This window comes from bacterium (genome assembly GCA_036382775.1).
Lineage (GTDB): Bacteria > Hydrothermota > Tepidihabitantia > SM23-42 > JAOAFX01 > DASVHD01.
The window spans coordinates 1-16165 of sequence record DASVHD010000027.1 but is presented as its reverse complement, the minus strand read 5'-3'; the positions used below and the strand labels follow the sequence as shown (position 1 = coordinate 16165).

Here is a 16165-nt window from a genome sequence, read left to right as displayed (position 1 = left end):
CACCATCGACCACCCGCTCGATCCGGACAATAAAATCCTCAACCATTATTTCGTCGAATCCCCGGAAATGGTTTTGATCTACCAGGGTGAAACCAAGATCGGACCGGACGGACGGGTCGAAGTGGCATTGCCCGATTACTTTGACGGACTCACCCAAAATTCCATGATCGCCCTGACCGGCATCGGCGGATCCGACGTTTACATCGTTAAAAATGTCGAAAACAACCGGTTCATGATCGGCGGCACTCCGGGTATCGAGGTTGACTGGATGGTTACGGCCGAACGCAAAGACCAATCGTCGGAGATCGTCCGGGTTCTGCTCCCAGTGGAACAGACCAAGAAAGGCGATCTCAAAGGCTATTCCCTGGATGACGATTTTCTGGCCGCCACGCGTCTGCAGCTGGAAGAAATGGGCAGGGCAAGCGGATTTTATTTCCGAACCGAAGCGGGGCGTGGAAAATATGAAAAGACAAAGAAATCATTAGCAGGGGAGGAGAAATAAAAAGTATTATATCGTGATTTGACCCCATATCACTGCATTTTTGGTCATCAGTCAGTGACCAAATTTGGATGATAGATATTGACAATTTAAACTGCCATACAGATTACTCAGAGCATTGAGTGATCTGTATTTTTCTTTAAAAACACTTCAATTCTATTGACAGTCGGATTATTCTGCATAAAATAACTTTATGAAGTATCGCATAATTATTGAACGAGATGAGGATGGCATTTTCGTTGCCGAATGCCCTTCCTTACCTGGCTGCATTTCCCAGGGAAAGACGCGTAAAGAAGCCTTAATGAACATCAAAGATGCAATGACCGGATATTTAAAAAGTTTGAAAAAACACCATGAGCCCATCCCACCTTCGATATTAGAAGAAGTAGTTGAAGTAGCAATTGGGTAAACTGCCATTATTATCCGGTTCCGCGCTCTGTAAAGTACTCAAGAAAACAGGATACCTTAAAGACCATCAGACTGGCAGCCATATTATTTTAAGAAATATACATCCGCCGCACCGCCGGTTAACAGTACCTAATCACAAGGAAATCGCAAAAGGAACTCTTCGAGCGATTATTCGGCAGGCGGGATTGACATTGGAAGAATTCCAGGACTTGCTGTCCCGCTAATCGACAAAATTCACCTAGTAGTATGCCAACGAAAGTTCCCAATCATCCCTGAAAGAAACTTAGGGCGGCAATAGAAAGATGAGATTGCTTCGTCCCGCTTAAGCGGAACTCGCAATGACAAAGGGGAGAGGTGAAGAACTCCCGCACCTTGCTCGTTTCAATGGATCGCAATTCGATTAGGTATTCAAGGGTTCAACAAAAATTACTATTGCATTATTTTTATAGTGACGAGCAACAAGGTGCGGCTTCATTGAAAATCAAACAACAGAAATAATTGGTTGTCCCATTAGGGAGATGCTGAAATTGGCAATCAAACAAATAAGTTTGAGCCAATATCGCATGTGAGACATACGCTCTTTTTCGGATACCCTGAAAGTGCATGAAATATCGTGAGTTTCAGGAACGCCGACAAGTCCCTTTCGGATTCCCCGTCTTTTCTATATTCATAGATACATATTACATATAAGGAAACGGGATTTGCAATGTGCCATGTTCCCCATTCTTGTAATACTTAACAAAAACCATACTGTAATGGGACTATAGTGTGCCATACACATCAGTTAAATGATAGTCTATATTCCGAGGCTTATTTTTAAAGCCTCATTTACCTGGCCCGTCAATTCAGCCGGTAAGTTACCGATTCGTTTCATAAGCCGTAATTTATCGATCGTCAGCAATTGGGCAAGATTCACCATTGAAGCTTTTGACAAACCGACACTCTTTACGGGCAAGTGAACTGTAACTGGATAGATCTTAATTGCGGACGTTATCGCCGCCACAATCGTCGTGGCCGCATGTTGATTGCCAATATCATTCTGGATGATGAGCGCCGGTCTAATGCCCTTCTGCTCGCTACCCCGGCCGGGATTGAAATTTACCAACCAGATTTCGCCGCGTCTCGGAAAATCCTTAGTCATATGGCAGCTCTTTCGCGAGTCTGATGTTTTGTTCCGCCGTCTTCTTGTCGCTTTTGGCCATTGTCTTATAGCCATCCCGCAGGGCCGCTTCCATCTGCTCTCTCTTCCATAATTTGAATGCTTCTTCAATGACATGACTCCGGGTAATATGTCTTTGCATGGCGATCCGCATTAATTCATTCACATATTCTCTATCCATGCTGATCGTGATTTTCGCCTTGGACATCATACCTCCTTTCTGGTATTCCAATCTGTCATACCAATTATATGCCAAAACAGTACTTTGTCAAGGTGTTTCTTATCAAACGATTTATTATTTGGAGAAGAATTGGGATCACCTATGCGATTTCATTGCTGATGTTCCAACGGCACATGCCGGGCAAAATCCTCAATTAATCCCTTCCGCGGGAATCCCCTAACGTCGATATGGGGGATTACAAATCCGCTTCAGGGAGGGACCTGCAGTTTTTCCTGGCCTACGCTCAAATATTTATGTCCGCTATTACCATATGCAATAGAAGATAATAATGGCAGAAACGGGAAACCAGTAATTGCCTTTTTTGATGATTCCCGAAAAAAGAAAAAAGGCGGCTGCCATTAATTGTAAACTTTCATGCCTTAAATCTTCCGATATTTCAGTAGTTATTTTATGCTTGTAAGCAATGTTGATATTTTTGTAAACTTTTGCCTTGACATTATAAAAAGATGAGATTGCTTCGTACGAGAATTGCTCGCAATGACAAAGGGGAGGGGTGAAGAAATGGGAAACCAGACGCACGTTTTTCAATGAGTCCCGCAACATGCCTGACGGCATGAAGGCGTGCGGCTTCAGAAGAATAAATCAAGCACAGAAATAATTGGTGTCCCCGATAGGGGGGATGCTCAATTTTGCAATCAAATTAAAAATAAAATTTAAACAAAATTGGCATGGGCGGTACTGGACTTGAACCAGCGACCTTCGGTATGTGAGACCGACGCTCTAACCAACTGAGCTAACCGCCCTTTCAAGGGGGTAATACCCCCTTGTCTCCACAATATTTTAGAAAAAGTAAAATATCGTGGAGGCCACGAATCCCCCACACCGTGTCTAACTCCTGGTGCGGGAATTGTCTTGCCTGTAGTATCAGGACCGGCAGGTCGTGCCCTATCCACAGGCATTTTTTTTTATGAAGCCCCTTTTAATCCCGCATAATCATAATGATATTATAAACAATATGCGGGACTTTTCCCCATAAAGTTTTATTTACACCCTCACCCTTACCCTCTCCCATCAAGGGAGAGGAGGTGCTGAGGAAGGGGGACCCCGGAACCACCCTCCAAAGAGGGGTTACACCCCCCTTTTCTCCAAAAAGTTTTTTCTTCACCCTCACCCTTACCCTCTCCCATCAAGGGAGAGGAGGTTTTGAGGAAGGATGCCTTTAATTCCCCCGTTGGCTGCTCTTACACGCCCGGGTGACAACTATTACCCATCGGTAGCAGGACCATCAGCTGCACGCTGACAAGATCATGCAGTTTTAATGAGGGGCGCTGCCCCCCCCCTTTTTCTCCAAAAAGTTTTTTTTTCACCCTCACCCTTACCCTCTCCCATCAAGGGAGAGGAGGTTTTGAGGTAGGATGCCTTTAATTCCCCCGCACCGTGTCCTTATCTTGGTGCAGGTATCTTTTTGCCTGCGCTATCAGGACCGACAGGCAGTGTTCTGATTACAGGCATTTTTTTCTTATGAAGCCCCTTATAATCCCGGATATTCCTAAGGTTTTCATAAACATACGGGACTTTTCTCCAAAAAGTTTTCTAGACAAAGCCGAAAACTTTTTTCTGGATTCCGTGCTAGACACGGAATGACAGATGCAGACCAAGGTCTGCCACTACCTAACCATTCATTCGCAGGCTAAAGCCCCTAAAGGGACACCAGTTATACTGCATTGTTTTTTGAAGCCTGCGGCTACCACTATTTTTTACTTTCTTTTAATTACTAATTACTATTAACTAATTACTGTCTTTTACAGCTTCAGCATCCGCCAAACGAAGAAGACGACAAACGCGGATAGACCAGAAAGACCAAGGATGAACCAGAAAGCAAGCGGGTGTTCCTGGAAAATCGGTAGTTTCACGTTCATGGAAAATATCGAAACGATGAGCGTTGGTACCATGATGCCGATCGTAATTATATTTAGGATCTTGATCAGGATATTAAGATTGTTGCTGACGATCGAAGCCCGGGCATCCATTAGACTGGCGAGAATGTTGGAATAGATCTCGGCCTGCTTATAACACTGATTGTTTTCGATGACAATATCATCAAGGAGTTCAAGTTCCTCAGTGTTGAAACTGAACTTGGTGGCATTTAATTTGACCTTTTCGATCAGAACCCCGTTGGAATTGATGGCATTGAGATAATAGACAAGGCTTTTCTCCAGCGTGAACATGTTGAGCAGGTAGCGATTCTCCATTGCCTTGTTGATCTTCATCTCCAGTTCATTCGATATCATGTTCATGACTTTCAAATGTTCCAAGAAATGGATGATCGACCGATAGATCAGTTTGAGGACCAATTCGTTGATCGATGCTACCTTATTGAACTGCTTGCCGTCAAACAGGTTAATATCGTCGTTCATGACGATAATGATGAAATCTTTAAAATAAAACAATCCAATAGTATGAGTCTTGAAAAGCAGCTGGTCCTTAGCCGAATAGTTCTTCGGCCGTTTATAGATCAAAGCGACGTGATTCGGTTCGGTTTCGAAACGAGATAATTCATCCGGGTCAAGCGCCGAGGCCAGGGTATGATCGTCGATCAGATAATGTTCGACCATATATTTTTTTTCTTCTTCGTTCGGACTCACGTATATCTTGATCGGGCAGTCATTATTTTTGCCTTCGCAGATCTTGTTGTCGATGAGGTGGAATTGCTTAAGCATTTATTTACCCCTCACCCTTACCCACTCCCACTAACGGGACACCAGTTGTTGTTGGCAGTATTGTCTTCAATGTTGCCACAATGGGAGAGGAAGCGCGTAAAGGCGGAAAACAGCGGATGGGGCTGAGATTGCTTCGCACAAGGATTGCTCGCAATGACAATATGCAGAAGGAGCCTCACAGCCTCATAACCTCATAGCTTCATGTCCTTATGACCCGTCTGCCTTCGATCCGGTATTTGCCCGAGACCGCCAGGTTGACCGCTTCGGCATAGATCCGATGTTCTTCCTTTAGGATCCGCACGGCCAGGGTTTCAGGTGTATCGTCATCCAAAATAGAAACTGCTGCCTGCTCGATTATCGGGCCACCATCTACCGAATCATCGACGAAATGCACGGTGCAGCCGGAGAACTTTACGCCCCATTCAAGGGCTTTTTTCTGCACTTCAAGACCCGGGAAAGCGGGCAGAAGGGATGGATGGATGTTCAGTATCCTGCCGTTAAAAGCGTCCAGCAGGGGTTTTTTGATGATCCGCATGAACCCGGCAAGGCAGACCAGGTCAGTGTTGTTTTCTTTCAGTACCCGTACCCAATTTTCCTCATATTCGGGCAGGAGCCAGGTTTTTTTCGGTCCAGGATCAAGCCATTGCGCTTTGACATTGTGCGCGCGGGCAATTTCCAGCGCCTTCGCGTCTTTATTATCGCTCAGGACGATCGCAATATTCGCCTGCAGGAAACCACGTTCCTTGTTTAGTATCAGGGCTTCGAGGTTCGATCCGCGGCCGGATGCAAGAACGGCGATGTTTTTCATTGAGATATTTTATTCACAATACATTGGAAGTCAAGACAAAATTCGTTAGTTTCGTTTTGATCGTTTGGAGCGTTAATATCGTTACCGGAGTAGCACAGCCTTTTCTATCCTCGTTGTTTCAGGTGTTTCCAGTTTTACGAAATAAACGCCAGCGGGAAGGGGATTGCCGCTCTGGTCCGTGCCGGACCAAGTAATTGAGTAACTGTGTAACTGTGTAATTGGTAATTGGTTAAATGATTTCACCAGTTTGCCGCTTGCATCGAAGATCCTTAACGACATATTTGAATAATCCCCTCCTCCTTTATCCTCCCCCTCGAGGGGGGAGGGGAAGGGTGGGGGTGAATTTTGGATTTGGAATCTGACCGTCAGGTTGCTATTGAAAGGATTGGGTATTATTTCCAATGACGGGTTCAGACCCGCGCCGGCATTCAGTTCCTCGCTGCCGGTCCCGGAATGGATGGGTACCGCGAGCTTTGCCAGGGCGGCGACGCCGGTTTGGATTACCTTGGTTGCAAAGGGGAGGTTATTAACTCCGCAATTTCCGTACATGTAAGGTCCGATCGTGTCGCCGATTGTGTGATACATGGGTGTGAGCACTCGCTCAATGCCGCACAGCGCCTTATAACCATTCTGCCAGAAGCTTACGTGATCAGAGCCGCCGCTGGTCCCGGTGTTGCGCACACGCCGGATCTTAAGCTGCGTGTAAGTGTCGGCGACGGCCTGGAACCACTGGCAGACGAACAGGCTGCAGCCGGGAACCGCGGTCGAGTAATGGGCGTTCATGGTGTCGCGGTTCGCGGAAGTCACATAACCGATCATGTCGAAATTGAACACGCCGAGTATCGTGTCGCCCTGGACATAGGCCCGCGTGGCGTTGGAGTCGCTGCCTATCAATCCCTGCTCCTCGGCGTTGAACCCGATAAAGCGGATTGTGTTTTCGAAATTATAGTTCTTAACCACCCGCGCTGCTTCAAGCATCGCCGTGGTGCCGGATGCATTATCATCAGCCCCTGGCGCGTATCCGCTGCTTGGCACGTCATCAATATGCCCGTCGATCACGCAATACCGGTTCCAATTCGTGTATACCTCACCGCGCTTAATGGCAATGACATTGGGACCATAGTTCGCGTCGAAATTTTCGAAATAAACGCTGTCATAGCCGTAAGCGATGAGCCGGCTGCGGATCCAGTTTACGAGGATGATCCTGTTTGAGTCGGTCGTCGCGTAACGCGTGTACATTCTCTGCATTCGCAAAATCGAGGCCTGGATGCTGTCCTGAGACACGGCGGTCACCATTTTCTGGATCAAAGTGTCGGGCGCGCGGCTGAGATCCGCTTCCTGGGGTACGATCGGTGAAAACACATTTATCGGTCTTGTAGACAGACGGTTGAGTTCGACTTTAAGCCGGTTAAGCTCCGGGACGTTCTCTGCGGTCGTTTTCAACAGAACACAGTCCTCGTAGCGATCAAGGATAGTTCCGAATTGACCGACGGTTTCGGCTGATTCACCTGAAAGGTAGACCAGGTAACAGGCTCCCGAACCGGCATCAGCATCAAGGATCCGGTATGGAACAAGATCAGCGTCTAAACGTTCGACCTCCTTGTCGCCGGCAAGCATCAGATAATGGTTCTCAATGATCTCGACGATGGGGTAGTTATGATCAGCCAGATCGTCAACGCGCACCAGGTATTTATGTTGATCCGCGAAGCTCAGTGCGGTTGTGCAGAACAATATCGTGACTAACAGATTTATATGTTTCATTGAAACCTCCTCAAAGGTCGATCTAAATGCTTTGTAATCTTACTGTTACTATATCTTAGTGATTTGAGTTGGTAATGTCAATAGCAATTAACACGATGGTAATTATTCAATTTTCGGTGGAATTGTAGCTGCCGGCTTCAGCCTGCGTAAAATTCCGGTGAAACCTGCATAGTTTCGCAACCTGAAGGTTGCGGCTGGATTCCCGCTTGCGCGGGAATGACAAGAGCAGGGATTGACTTTGACGACAGATGGGTTAAAATAGGGGGTGCAAAGTCCAAATAAAATTGGAGTAGTTATCCCAGCATACAATGCAGAAAGAACGATCGGTCAACTTATCCAAGACCTCATTGATTATGGTTTCAAGAAAGAAAACATCATTGTCGTCGACGATGGTTCGCAAGACAAAACCGCGGTGATCGCGGAACGGTGCGGGGTGAGGGTCTTAAAAAACAGCAAAAATACCGGCAAGGGCTGGGTTTTGAACCAGGGTTTTGATGAGGCGAGAAAAAACGGTCTACAAAAAGTCATAACCATGGACGCCGATGGCCAGCATCGCGTGAACGAATTGAATGAATTTCTGAATTCCAATGGTGATTTTGATGTCATAATCGGTTCCCGGCGCAATGACCGAGCCCCGATGCCGATATCGCGCAAATTTACCAACCGGACTACGTCGCTGGTGATCTCGCTGTTAAGCAACCGCTACATTCCGGATGTGCAGTCGGGATACCGATTGATCGATCTGAAGATATTTGATCGGGTACGTTTGAGAACCAGGAACTTCCAGACCGAATCGGAACTGGCATGCAAGGCTGGGCTTGCCGGCTACCGGATCGGGTCGGTCCCGATCAAGACGATATACGGGAACGAGAAAAGCTATATTCTGCCGGTCATGGATACCATCAGGTTCATCCGGATGGCGGTGGGGTTCTTATGGCGTTGATCGTATTAACCAACGACGACGGATACGACGCCGCTGGGTTTCAGGCGCTTTACAACGCGCTGAGAAAGGAAGAAGGATTTGAGGTCTTGGTGTCGGCGCCACGCTATCAGCAAAGCGGCGCCAGCCATTCGTTGACCCTGCGCAGACCGATCCGTGTCGAGCGCCTGCGCGACAAGTTCTACGTTGTCGACGGCACACCGACCGACTGCGTGCTCTTGGCTTACCATGACCTGCTGGGTCCGGGAAGGATCGACCTGGTTATCTCTGGCATTAACCACGGGCCCAACATGGGGAGCGATGTTTTCTACTCGGGAACAGTGGCGGCCGCGCTGCAGGCGGCGACCCTGGGCATCAGGTCCATGGCCGTTTCGGTGGATGACGTAGAATTCAGAGATTTCAGCGATGCGGCGAAATACACTAAGGGTCTGACGGAAAGGGTATTGAAAGCGCCGGTGTCAAAGCTTGTCCTCAACGTGAATATCCCGCGGGGCAAGATCAAAGGTGAAAAGATAACCAAGATGGGCAAACGCATCTACCAGGACAAGGTGATCAGCGACGGCGACCGCGACGGCGTGAAATACAGTGTGATCGACGGCGTGCTTTCTTATAAGATCGCTGACGACACTGATTTCAAGGCGACCAGCGAAGGATATATATCGATCACGCCTTTAATGCTGGACCTGACCGATTATGAACGGATGGATAAAATAGGGGAGAAGCTGGGGATTGAAATAAAGCGGGGCTAGGTGGTTTTGTGGCTGGGGGGATGTGATAAAGATCGAAGCTGAGAAGTTGTGAGGTTACGAGGATATGAGAAGAATGTGGATTTGGGGCTTTAACCGGCTGCGCTGCCCGATAACCTATGACGATCCGTTACCAGGTCGCTTTTCTGACGCCCGGGATCTCACCCTTTAAGGCAAGTTCTCGCAGGCAGATGCGGCACAGTCCGAATTTGCGGTAGTAAGCTCTGGGCCGTCCGCAGCGTTCGCAGCGGTTGTATTTCCTGGTCGAAAATTTGGGTGTTTTCTTCTGTTTGTTAATCAAACATAATTTTGCCAATCAAACCTCCTTGTTATTTCGCGATGTTCTGGAGTAGGGTGTTTACGCCCGTAACCCACGAGCCTGAAGGCTCTACTCCAACACGTTCCATCATCACTTCTTTTTTTCAAACGGCATCCCTGCCTTATTTCTTCCGTTCAAACGGCATCCCCAGGCCTTCGAGCAATGCCATGGCATCACTGTCTTTCTTTGCCGAGGTAACGATCGCGATATCCATGCCAAAGACCTTTTTTACCTTATCGTATTCGATCTCGGGGAAGATCGTCTGTTCATTAAGTCCCATGTTGTAAGAGCCGCGGCCGTCGAACGAATCCCTTGGAAATCCGCGGAAATCCCTGATACGAGGGGCCGCGAAATTGACGAACCGGTCGAAGAAATCATACATTATCGCCCCCCGCAGGGTGATCTTCATGCCGATCACCATACCCTTGCGGATCTTGAAGTTGGAGATCGGTCGCTTGACCTTCGTGAATACCGGCGCCTGGCCCGTGATCTTCATCAAGTCTTCCCGCACTATCTCCAGATGTTTCTGGTCGGTTACCGCTTCGCCGCAGCCGCTATTGATGACGATCTTTTTCAATTCCGGGACCTGGTAGATGTTCTTGTAACCTAATGCTTTCATGAGCGTTTTCCTGAGCTGAGTGTCATAATATGATTTCAACCGGGGCAGATATTTTTTATTCAATTATCTCTCCGCATTCTTTGCACGTCCGGGCGCGTTTTTTTTCTATTTTTTGCCAGATGACCGTTGTTTTCTTGCCGCATTTTGAGCAAATAAGAATAAGATTAGAAATATGGATCGGTGAGGGGACGGTAACGATGCCGGCCGGCTGTCTCTGGGAGCGTGCCCGCTGGTGTTTTTTCATCATATTGAGGCCTTCGACGAGCGCCTGGTTTTTTTCGCTGATGATCTCCAGGACCCGGCCCCGCCGGCCTTTTTCTTCACCAGTGATCACCTCAATGAGATCGTTCTTTTTTACATGGAATTTCGGCCTGATGATCTTAAGGGCCCGGAGGTGTGAATATTTTCGCATTCTATCTGGCTCCCATATTCTTGTCTGCAGGCATGGCGGTCATACGACCTCGCTGGCGAGGGAGATGATCTTCGTGAAACCTTTTTCCCGGAGTTCGCGCGCAACCGGGCCGAATACCCGGGTACCCCTGGGTTCCTTCTGATCGTTGATGAGCACGCATGCGTTATCGTCGAACCTGACATAGGATCCATCGGGACGGCGATATTCTTTACTGGTGCGGACCACGACTGCCTTGCCTTTATCACCTTTTTTGACCGGTGCGTTGGGCATGGCATCCTTGATCGCGACATTGATTATATCGCCGATATATCCATACCTTCGGCCGGAGCTGCCCGCGACATGGATGCACATTGCCACGCGCGCACCCGTGTTATCGCAGACTTTCAGCCGTGTGTAGATCTGGATCACAGAAGCCTCGCATTCGCTCGGTCAAATCCTAAACTCGAAATCCGAAATCCTAAACAAATTCGAAATCCTAAATCCAAATTTTCAAAAAAAGAATCCTGCTGTTTTGAATTTTGTAATTTGGTGATTAGTGCTTGTTTATTATTTAGTGCTTGGAATTTAGAATTTGCATTGGTTTTCATGAAAGCCTCTTGATCACTCTCCACCGTTTAAGCTTTGAGATCGGCCGGCATTCCTGGATCACGACCCTTTCTCCGACCTTGCATTCATCTTTCTCATCATGAACATAAATCTTGGTATTCTGCCGCATATATTTCTTGTATAGCTTATGTTTGACATAATTCCGAACCTGGACAATTATCGTCTTTGTCGGTTTGTCTCCGATCACGATGCCGATCTTACTTTTTCGCACGGTCGTCTCCTTTCTTTTGCGGTTTAGCCTTCGGAGCGGTCTTTTTAGCGTCCATCAGTTTGCGTTTTCCAAGTTCTTCTTCCCTTAAGTACGTTTTGATCCTGGCAATATCGCGACGGATCGTGCGGAGCCGCAGCGGATTCGGGAGTTCGCGGGCGATCCTGCGTACCCGTAAATTGAACAATTCTTTCTGGAGCCCGGCGAGCAGGTCCTTCAGTTCGTCTTTGGTTTTTTCCTGGAGTTCAAAAGCTTTCATAATGGACTCCTACCGCGCGCCGTACAAAGCGTGTTTTTAAAGGCAGCTTGCTGGCGGCCAGGCGCAGCAGATATTGAGCTTCGCTTTCGGTCAAGCCTTCAATCTCGAACAGGATCCTGCCGGGTTTGACAACACTGACCCAGAACTCCGGTATACCCTTGCCTTTGCCCATCCTGGTCTCTGCCGGTTTCTTTGTGACCGGCTTATCCGGGAATATCCGGAGCCACATCTTCGCGCCTTTTTTCATCGTGTGCGTGATAGCAACCCTGGCCGCTTCGATCTGACGCGCGGTGATCCATGCCGGTTCCAGCGCGATCAGCCCGAATTCGCCAAACGCGAACGTGCTGCCGCTCGTTGCTTTACCCTTTCTCCGACCCCGCTGTTGTTTCCGGTATTTGACCTTTTTGGGCTCTAACATTAGCGCGCGTCTCCTTTATAGATCCAGACTTTAACCCCCACCGTGCCGTAGATCGTGAAAGCCGTGGTCCGCGCGAAATCGATATCGGCCGAGAGGGTCTGCAGCGGTACCCTTCCTTCCCGGTACCATTCGGTCCGCGCGATCTCGGAGCCGCCCAGACGTCCGGCGCAGGCGACTTTTATACCCCGCGCCCCGATCTTCATCGCGGAAATGACCGCCCGCTTCATCGCGCGGCGGTGCGATATCCTTTGCTGTATCTGCTTGACGATGTTCTGGGCGACCAGGTGCGCGTCAAGTTCGGGGATCCTGACCTCTTCAATGTTTATAACGATATCATTGCTGATCAAACTTTTTATTTCCTCATGCAGCTTTTTGATCTCCTCTCCGCCTTTGCCGATGACCTTGCCGGGTTGAGCGGTGAATATTGAAATAATGACTTTGTTTGATATCCGCCGGATAATGATATCCGCGAGCATGGCTTCGGTGAGCCGCTGTTCCAGATATCGGCGCAGTTTAATATCCTGAGCCACGAGCTTGGCGTAACCTGCCTGGTCAAACCATTTTGATTTCCAGTCCTTGGTTATCCCCAGCCTGAATCCGATCGGATGCGTTTTTTGTCCCATTAGCTATTCTCCTTTTTTGACGGGTATCGGTTTGAGCGAATCGACCGTTACCGTGATGTGGCAGGTCCTCCGGATGATCATGTCGGCGCTGCCCCGGAATCCGGGACGCCAACGTTTCATCTGTGGACCATCGTTCACGACCGCTTCCTTGACGCGAATGTCGCCGTCGTCAAGGCGGATCGTACCAATAGCGTTTTTCAGGTTCGCAACGGCGGAATTGAGGGTCTTTAAGACCGGATGTATTAGCTTGGAATGATGGAACTGGAGGATCGCGCGCGCCGCCGGCACGCGCTTGCCCTTGATGATGCGCAGGATCCTGCGGACCTTCAAGGGTGATGCGCGTTCGTAGCGCTTAACCGCTCGCGCCGAGGTCGTCATTTTTCAAACTCTCTTTCTTTCTCGGCTTTCCTGACTCCGGAATGGGCGCGGAAAGTCCGGGTCGGCGAAAATTCACCGAGTTTATGCCCCACCATCCTTTCCGTGATGTACACCGGTATGAAACGGTTACCATTGTGGACCGCGATCGTGAAGCCCACGAACTCCGGGGGGATGACCGATCTTCTGGCCCAGGTCTTGATAACTTTCTTTTCCTTGGTCTCCAGCAGTTTTGTTATTTTCTTCAAAAGCTTGGCATCAATGTAAGGTCCTTTTTTCAACGATCGTGACATAGACTACTTTCTCCTCTTGACGATAAATTTGCTTGAAGCTTTTTTCCGTTTGCGCGTTTTCTTACCCTTGGTCAGCCAGCCCCAGGGCGATGTTGGATGTCTGCCGCCATGGGACCTGCCTTCACCGCCGCCCATGGGATGGTCGATCGGGTTCATCGCGACCCCGCGGACATACGGTTTGATACCCCGATGCCTGTTCCTGCCGGCTTTTCCGATAACAATGCTGGAATGAAGCGGATTAGAAACTTTGCCGATCGTCGCGCGGCACCGCAGATCGATGAGACGGATCTCGCCGGACGGCAATTTGATGTGGGCATAGGCGCCTTCTTTGGCCAGGATCTGGCATGAAAGGCCGGCGCTGCGCACCAGCTCGCCGCCTTTGCCGGGTTGCAGTTCGATATTATGGATCTCAACGCCCAGCGGGATGTTGTTCAGCGTCAGCGCGTTGCCGATCCTTATCGGCGCATCGTCGCCGGAAACGATCGTGTCGCCGGCCTGAATGCCGTCAGGCGCCACGACATAACGTTTTTCCCCGTCGCGGTAAACGACAAGGGCAATGAGCGCGCTCCGGTTAGGATCGTATTCCACGCCCTTAACCGTCGCCGGTATCGTATCTTTGTTCCTTTTGAAATCGACGATCCTGATAATGGTGCGGTTGCCGCCGCCGCGATGACGCGCTGTGACCCGGCCCATATTGTTCCGTCCCGCGGTCGTCTTTTTCGAGAACGATAAAAGTTTTTCAGCTTTGCCCTTGGTGACCGGCTGCTTGTTGACCATCATGAATCTTCGTCCGGCTGAAGTCGGGTTGAACGTTTTGACACCCATCAGATCATACCCCTTCGACCAGCTCGATCTTCTGGCCGGGCTTGATGAATACCGAGGCTTTTTTATATCCGGCTTTGTGACCCACAGATCTTCCCAGGCGTCTGGGCTTGCCTCGGAAATTAGCGGTTTTCACATCGATAACCTCAACATTGAATAATTTTTGCACCGCTTCCCGGATCACCCGTTTCGTTGCATCCCTTGCCACTTCAAACTGGTAACAGTTGATCTCTTTGAGCGTATCGGCCTTTTCCGTGATGAGCGGGCGCTTTATGATTTTTTCGTACTGCACCGTAACTCCAGGTTTTCCAGCGCTTTTTTGGTCAGCAGGACGTAATCAGCCGACATCACATCATAAGCGTTGACATCGATGATCCGGCGCAGATTTATTTTTGGTATGTTCCGCGTCGCCAGTTTCAGATTGCTGGACAGGCTGTCAACACCGATAAGCAGTTTTTTTTCATCCAGTTTTGCGGTCTTCAATAGGTTATAAACTGTTTTTGTTTTTGGCTGGTCAAGTTTGATGTCTTCGATTATGACAACTCTATTCTCACCGGCCTTCGCGCTCAGCGAGATAATGAGCGCCCCGAGTCTTTTTTTCTGGGGCAGTTTTACATAGTAATCGCGCGGTTTGGGACCGAAAACCACGCCGCCTTTGCGCCAGATGGGCGACCTGATACTGCCGTGCCTTGCCCAACCGATGCCTTTCTGGCGCCATGGTTTTTTACCGCCGCCCCGGATCTCCGCTCTGGTCTTGGTTTTTGCCGTGCCCCGCCGCTGGTTATTAAGTAGATTCTTGATATTTTCCCACAGCAGGGTCTTTTTCACCGGCTGCTCGAAGATCTTGCCGGACAGCTTCTGCCTGCCGATTTCTTCGCCCTGCACGTTCAAGAGGATAGTTTCCACGGGTTATTCGCCTTTCACGACCACGATGAATCCATTGGTCGGACCGGGTACCGCGCCCTCGAGGTAAATGATATTTTTGTCGTTGTCGATCTTGACCACTTTAATATTTTTTGTCGTCACTCTTTCGTTCCCATAACGGCCCGGCATTGTCTTATTCTTCCAGATCCTGCCCGGATATGTATTGGCTCCTACCGAGCCCATGCGTCGGTGCGACATCGACCCGTGAGTGGCCGGACCGCCCATCCATCCCCAGCGTTTCATGCCGCCGGTAAATCCCCGACCCTTGGTATAGCCGCAGACCGAGACTTTATCGCCGACCACGAAAAGCGATACCGTAAGTTGGTCGCCGGTTTTATATTTTGAAATGTCCTTGACCTTTAGTTCGCCAAGCGTGCCGATCGTTTTGAGCTTACCGTTCTTCAGATGACCGGCCAATGGCTTATTGACTCTTTTTTTCTCGCCAAAACCGATCTGGATTGCTTCGTAGCCATCCTTTTCTTTAGTTTTTACCTGGACAACAGGGCAGGGACCGGCTTCGACCATGCTGACGGCAAGGAGCTTGCCGTCGTCGGTGAAGAGCTGCGACATGCCGAGCTTTTTACCCAGCAAACCGATCATATCGCCTTGACCTCGACATACACGCCTGCCGGTATCTCAAGTTTGTTAAGCGCGTCGATTATATCCGGCGTCACGTCGTTAAGCTCCACAAGGCGCTTATGCACACGGAGCTCAAATTGTTCGCGTGATTTTTTATCCACATGCGGTGACCGCAGTACGGTATACAGAGAACGTTCGGTGGGCAACGGGATCGGTCCGGCAATATTGATACCGAACCGCTTGGCCGTGTCGATAATCGATTTAATCGACTGGTCAAGTATCCGGTGGTCATATGATTTGAGCCTGATTCTCAGTTTATTCATAATTTTCTATTTAACCATTTAGCCATTTATTCTATTATTTTAGTGACGACGCCGGCGCCCACGGTCTTGCCGCCCTCGCGGATGGCGAACCGCAAACCTTCCTCGATCGCCACCGGCGTGATCAGCTCAACCTCAAAATTGGCATTGTCGCCCGGCATCACCA

At 49.1% G+C, this 16165-nt stretch carries 26 protein-coding genes, 1 tRNA gene and 1 pseudogene; 5 read left to right on the top strand and 23 right to left on the bottom strand.

The window, feature by feature from the left end; all coding sequences use genetic code 11:
* From VF399_04725 to VF399_04715, 3 genes are all read left to right on the top strand, one after another.
* Nucleotides 1-502: hypothetical protein (locus VF399_04725; protein ID HEX7319643.1), on the top strand; the 502-nt coding region annotated here is incomplete at its 5' end.
* Nucleotides 503-692: 190 nt separating this feature from the next.
* Nucleotides 693-908: a type II toxin-antitoxin system HicB family antitoxin gene (locus tag VF399_04720; protein ID HEX7319642.1), complete on the top strand. Its 216-nt coding sequence runs from the start codon at nucleotides 693-695 to the stop codon at nucleotides 906-908.
* Complete coding sequence (locus VF399_04715) at nucleotides 901-1131, top strand: type II toxin-antitoxin system HicA family toxin (protein HEX7319641.1); 231 nt, start codon at nucleotides 901-903, stop codon at nucleotides 1129-1131. Before VF399_04720 ends, VF399_04715 begins: the two co-directional genes overlap by 8 nt.
* A 572-nt stretch (nucleotides 1132-1703) precedes the next feature.
* Here VF399_04715 and VF399_04710 read toward each other — a convergent pair.
* The 6 genes from VF399_04710 to VF399_04685 all read right to left on the bottom strand — a co-directional run bounded on the left by VF399_04710 (nucleotide 1704) and on the right by VF399_04685 (nucleotide 7536).
* Nucleotides 1704-2048, bottom strand: coding sequence for a type II toxin-antitoxin system PemK/MazF family toxin (locus VF399_04710; GenBank protein HEX7319640.1), 345 nt, complete (start codon nucleotides 2046-2048; stop codon nucleotides 1704-1706).
* Nucleotides 2041-2274, bottom strand: coding sequence for a ribbon-helix-helix protein, CopG family (locus VF399_04705; GenBank protein ID HEX7319639.1), 234 nt, complete (start codon nucleotides 2272-2274; stop codon nucleotides 2041-2043). Before VF399_04705 ends, VF399_04710 begins: the two co-directional genes overlap by 8 nt.
* 702 nt (nucleotides 2275-2976) lie before the next feature.
* Nucleotides 2977-3050: transfer RNA gene (locus VF399_04700), tRNA-Val, on the bottom strand.
* Nucleotides 3051-4049: 999 nt separating this feature from the next.
* Nucleotides 4050-4967, bottom strand: a complete 918-nt coding sequence (locus VF399_04695; GenBank protein HEX7319638.1) for a magnesium transporter CorA family protein — start codon at nucleotides 4965-4967, stop codon at nucleotides 4050-4052.
* A 199-nt stretch (nucleotides 4968-5166) separates the two neighbouring features.
* Nucleotides 5167-5775, bottom strand: a complete 609-nt coding sequence (purN, locus tag VF399_04690; GenBank protein HEX7319637.1) for a phosphoribosylglycinamide formyltransferase — start codon at nucleotides 5773-5775, stop codon at nucleotides 5167-5169.
* Nucleotides 5776-5856: 81 nt separating this feature from the next.
* On the bottom strand, nucleotides 5857-7536 hold the full coding sequence (locus tag VF399_04685; protein HEX7319636.1) for a M20/M25/M40 family metallo-hydrolase: 1680 nt from the start codon (nucleotides 7534-7536) through the stop codon (nucleotides 5857-5859).
* A 265-nt stretch (nucleotides 7537-7801) separates the two neighbouring features.
* Here VF399_04685 and VF399_04680 point away from each other — a divergent pair, with 265 nt between their 5' ends.
* On the top strand, nucleotides 7802-8479 hold the full coding sequence (locus VF399_04680; protein HEX7319635.1) for a glycosyltransferase family 2 protein: 678 nt from the start codon (nucleotides 7802-7804) through the stop codon (nucleotides 8477-8479).
* Entirely contained in the window at nucleotides 8470-9225 is a 756-nt protein-coding gene (surE, locus tag VF399_04675; GenBank protein ID HEX7319634.1) for a 5'/3'-nucleotidase SurE, read from the top strand. The genes VF399_04680 and surE overlap by 10 nt, the downstream gene beginning before the upstream one ends.
* Before the next feature lie 127 nt (nucleotides 9226-9352).
* Here the strand turns inward: surE and VF399_04670 are convergent, their stop codons facing one another.
* From VF399_04670 to tuf, 17 genes and pseudogenes are all read right to left on the bottom strand, one after another.
* A complete protein-coding gene (locus tag VF399_04670) occupies nucleotides 9353-9538 on the bottom strand; it encodes a type Z 30S ribosomal protein S14 (protein HEX7319633.1) in 186 nt (61 codons plus the stop codon).
* A gap of 124 nt (nucleotides 9539-9662) precedes the next feature.
* On the bottom strand, nucleotides 9663-10223 hold the full coding sequence (gene rplE / locus VF399_04665) for a 50S ribosomal protein L5 (protein ID HEX7319632.1): 561 nt from the start codon (nucleotides 10221-10223) through the stop codon (nucleotides 9663-9665).
* Nucleotides 10216-10572, bottom strand: a complete 357-nt coding sequence (rplX, locus tag VF399_04660; GenBank protein HEX7319631.1) for a 50S ribosomal protein L24 — start codon at nucleotides 10570-10572, stop codon at nucleotides 10216-10218. The genes rplE and rplX overlap by 8 nt, the downstream gene beginning before the upstream one ends.
* 39 nt (nucleotides 10573-10611) lie before the next feature.
* Nucleotides 10612-10980, bottom strand: a complete 369-nt coding sequence (rplN, locus tag VF399_04655; protein ID HEX7319630.1) for a 50S ribosomal protein L14 — start codon at nucleotides 10978-10980, stop codon at nucleotides 10612-10614.
* Nucleotides 10977-11159: a hypothetical protein gene (locus tag VF399_04650; protein HEX7319629.1), complete on the bottom strand. Its 183-nt coding sequence runs from the start codon at nucleotides 11157-11159 to the stop codon at nucleotides 10977-10979. Before VF399_04650 ends, rplN begins: the two co-directional genes overlap by 4 nt.
* Nucleotides 11156-11389, bottom strand: coding sequence for a 30S ribosomal protein S17 (rpsQ, locus tag VF399_04645; GenBank protein ID HEX7319628.1), 234 nt, complete (start codon nucleotides 11387-11389; stop codon nucleotides 11156-11158). Before rpsQ ends, VF399_04650 begins: the two co-directional genes overlap by 4 nt.
* Nucleotides 11390-11447: 58 nt before the next feature.
* Nucleotides 11448-11645, bottom strand: a pseudogene (gene rpmC, locus VF399_04640) (50S ribosomal protein L29).
* Entirely contained in the window at nucleotides 11632-12063 is a 432-nt protein-coding gene (rplP, locus tag VF399_04635; protein ID HEX7319627.1) for a 50S ribosomal protein L16, read from the bottom strand. Before rplP ends, rpmC begins: the two are co-directional and overlap by 14 nt.
* Complete coding sequence (rpsC, locus tag VF399_04630; protein ID HEX7319626.1) at nucleotides 12063-12686, bottom strand: 30S ribosomal protein S3; 624 nt, start codon at nucleotides 12684-12686, stop codon at nucleotides 12063-12065. Before rpsC ends, rplP begins: the two co-directional genes overlap by 1 nt.
* Nucleotides 12687-12689: 3 nt before the next feature.
* Nucleotides 12690-13064: a 50S ribosomal protein L22 gene (gene rplV / locus VF399_04625; protein ID HEX7319625.1), complete on the bottom strand. Its 375-nt coding sequence runs from the start codon at nucleotides 13062-13064 to the stop codon at nucleotides 12690-12692.
* Nucleotides 13061-13354, bottom strand: a complete 294-nt coding sequence (gene rpsS, locus VF399_04620; protein HEX7319624.1) for a 30S ribosomal protein S19 — start codon at nucleotides 13352-13354, stop codon at nucleotides 13061-13063. Before rpsS ends, rplV begins: the two co-directional genes overlap by 4 nt.
* Before the next feature lie 3 nt (nucleotides 13355-13357).
* Nucleotides 13358-14179 (bottom strand): 50S ribosomal protein L2, encoded by an 822-nt coding sequence (rplB, locus tag VF399_04615; GenBank protein HEX7319623.1) that lies wholly within the window; start codon nucleotides 14177-14179, stop codon nucleotides 13358-13360.
* A gap of 4 nt (nucleotides 14180-14183) precedes the next feature.
* The gene (gene rplW, locus VF399_04610) at nucleotides 14184-14468 is read right to left on the bottom strand and encodes a 50S ribosomal protein L23 (GenBank protein HEX7319622.1); all 285 of its coding nucleotides are present in this window, start codon (nucleotides 14466-14468) and stop codon (nucleotides 14184-14186) included.
* The gene (rplD, locus tag VF399_04605; protein ID HEX7319621.1) at nucleotides 14447-15082 is read right to left on the bottom strand and encodes a 50S ribosomal protein L4; all 636 of its coding nucleotides are present in this window, start codon (nucleotides 15080-15082) and stop codon (nucleotides 14447-14449) included. The genes rplW and rplD overlap by 22 nt, the downstream gene beginning before the upstream one ends.
* A gap of 3 nt (nucleotides 15083-15085) precedes the next feature.
* Complete coding sequence (gene rplC, locus VF399_04600) at nucleotides 15086-15700, bottom strand: 50S ribosomal protein L3 (GenBank protein HEX7319620.1); 615 nt, start codon at nucleotides 15698-15700, stop codon at nucleotides 15086-15088.
* Entirely contained in the window at nucleotides 15697-16002 is a 306-nt protein-coding gene (gene rpsJ, locus VF399_04595; GenBank protein ID HEX7319619.1) for a 30S ribosomal protein S10, read from the bottom strand. The genes rplC and rpsJ overlap by 4 nt, the downstream gene beginning before the upstream one ends.
* A 26-nt stretch (nucleotides 16003-16028) precedes the next feature.
* Nucleotides 16029-16165: elongation factor Tu (gene tuf / locus VF399_04590; GenBank protein ID HEX7319618.1), on the bottom strand; the 137-nt coding region annotated here is incomplete at its 5' end.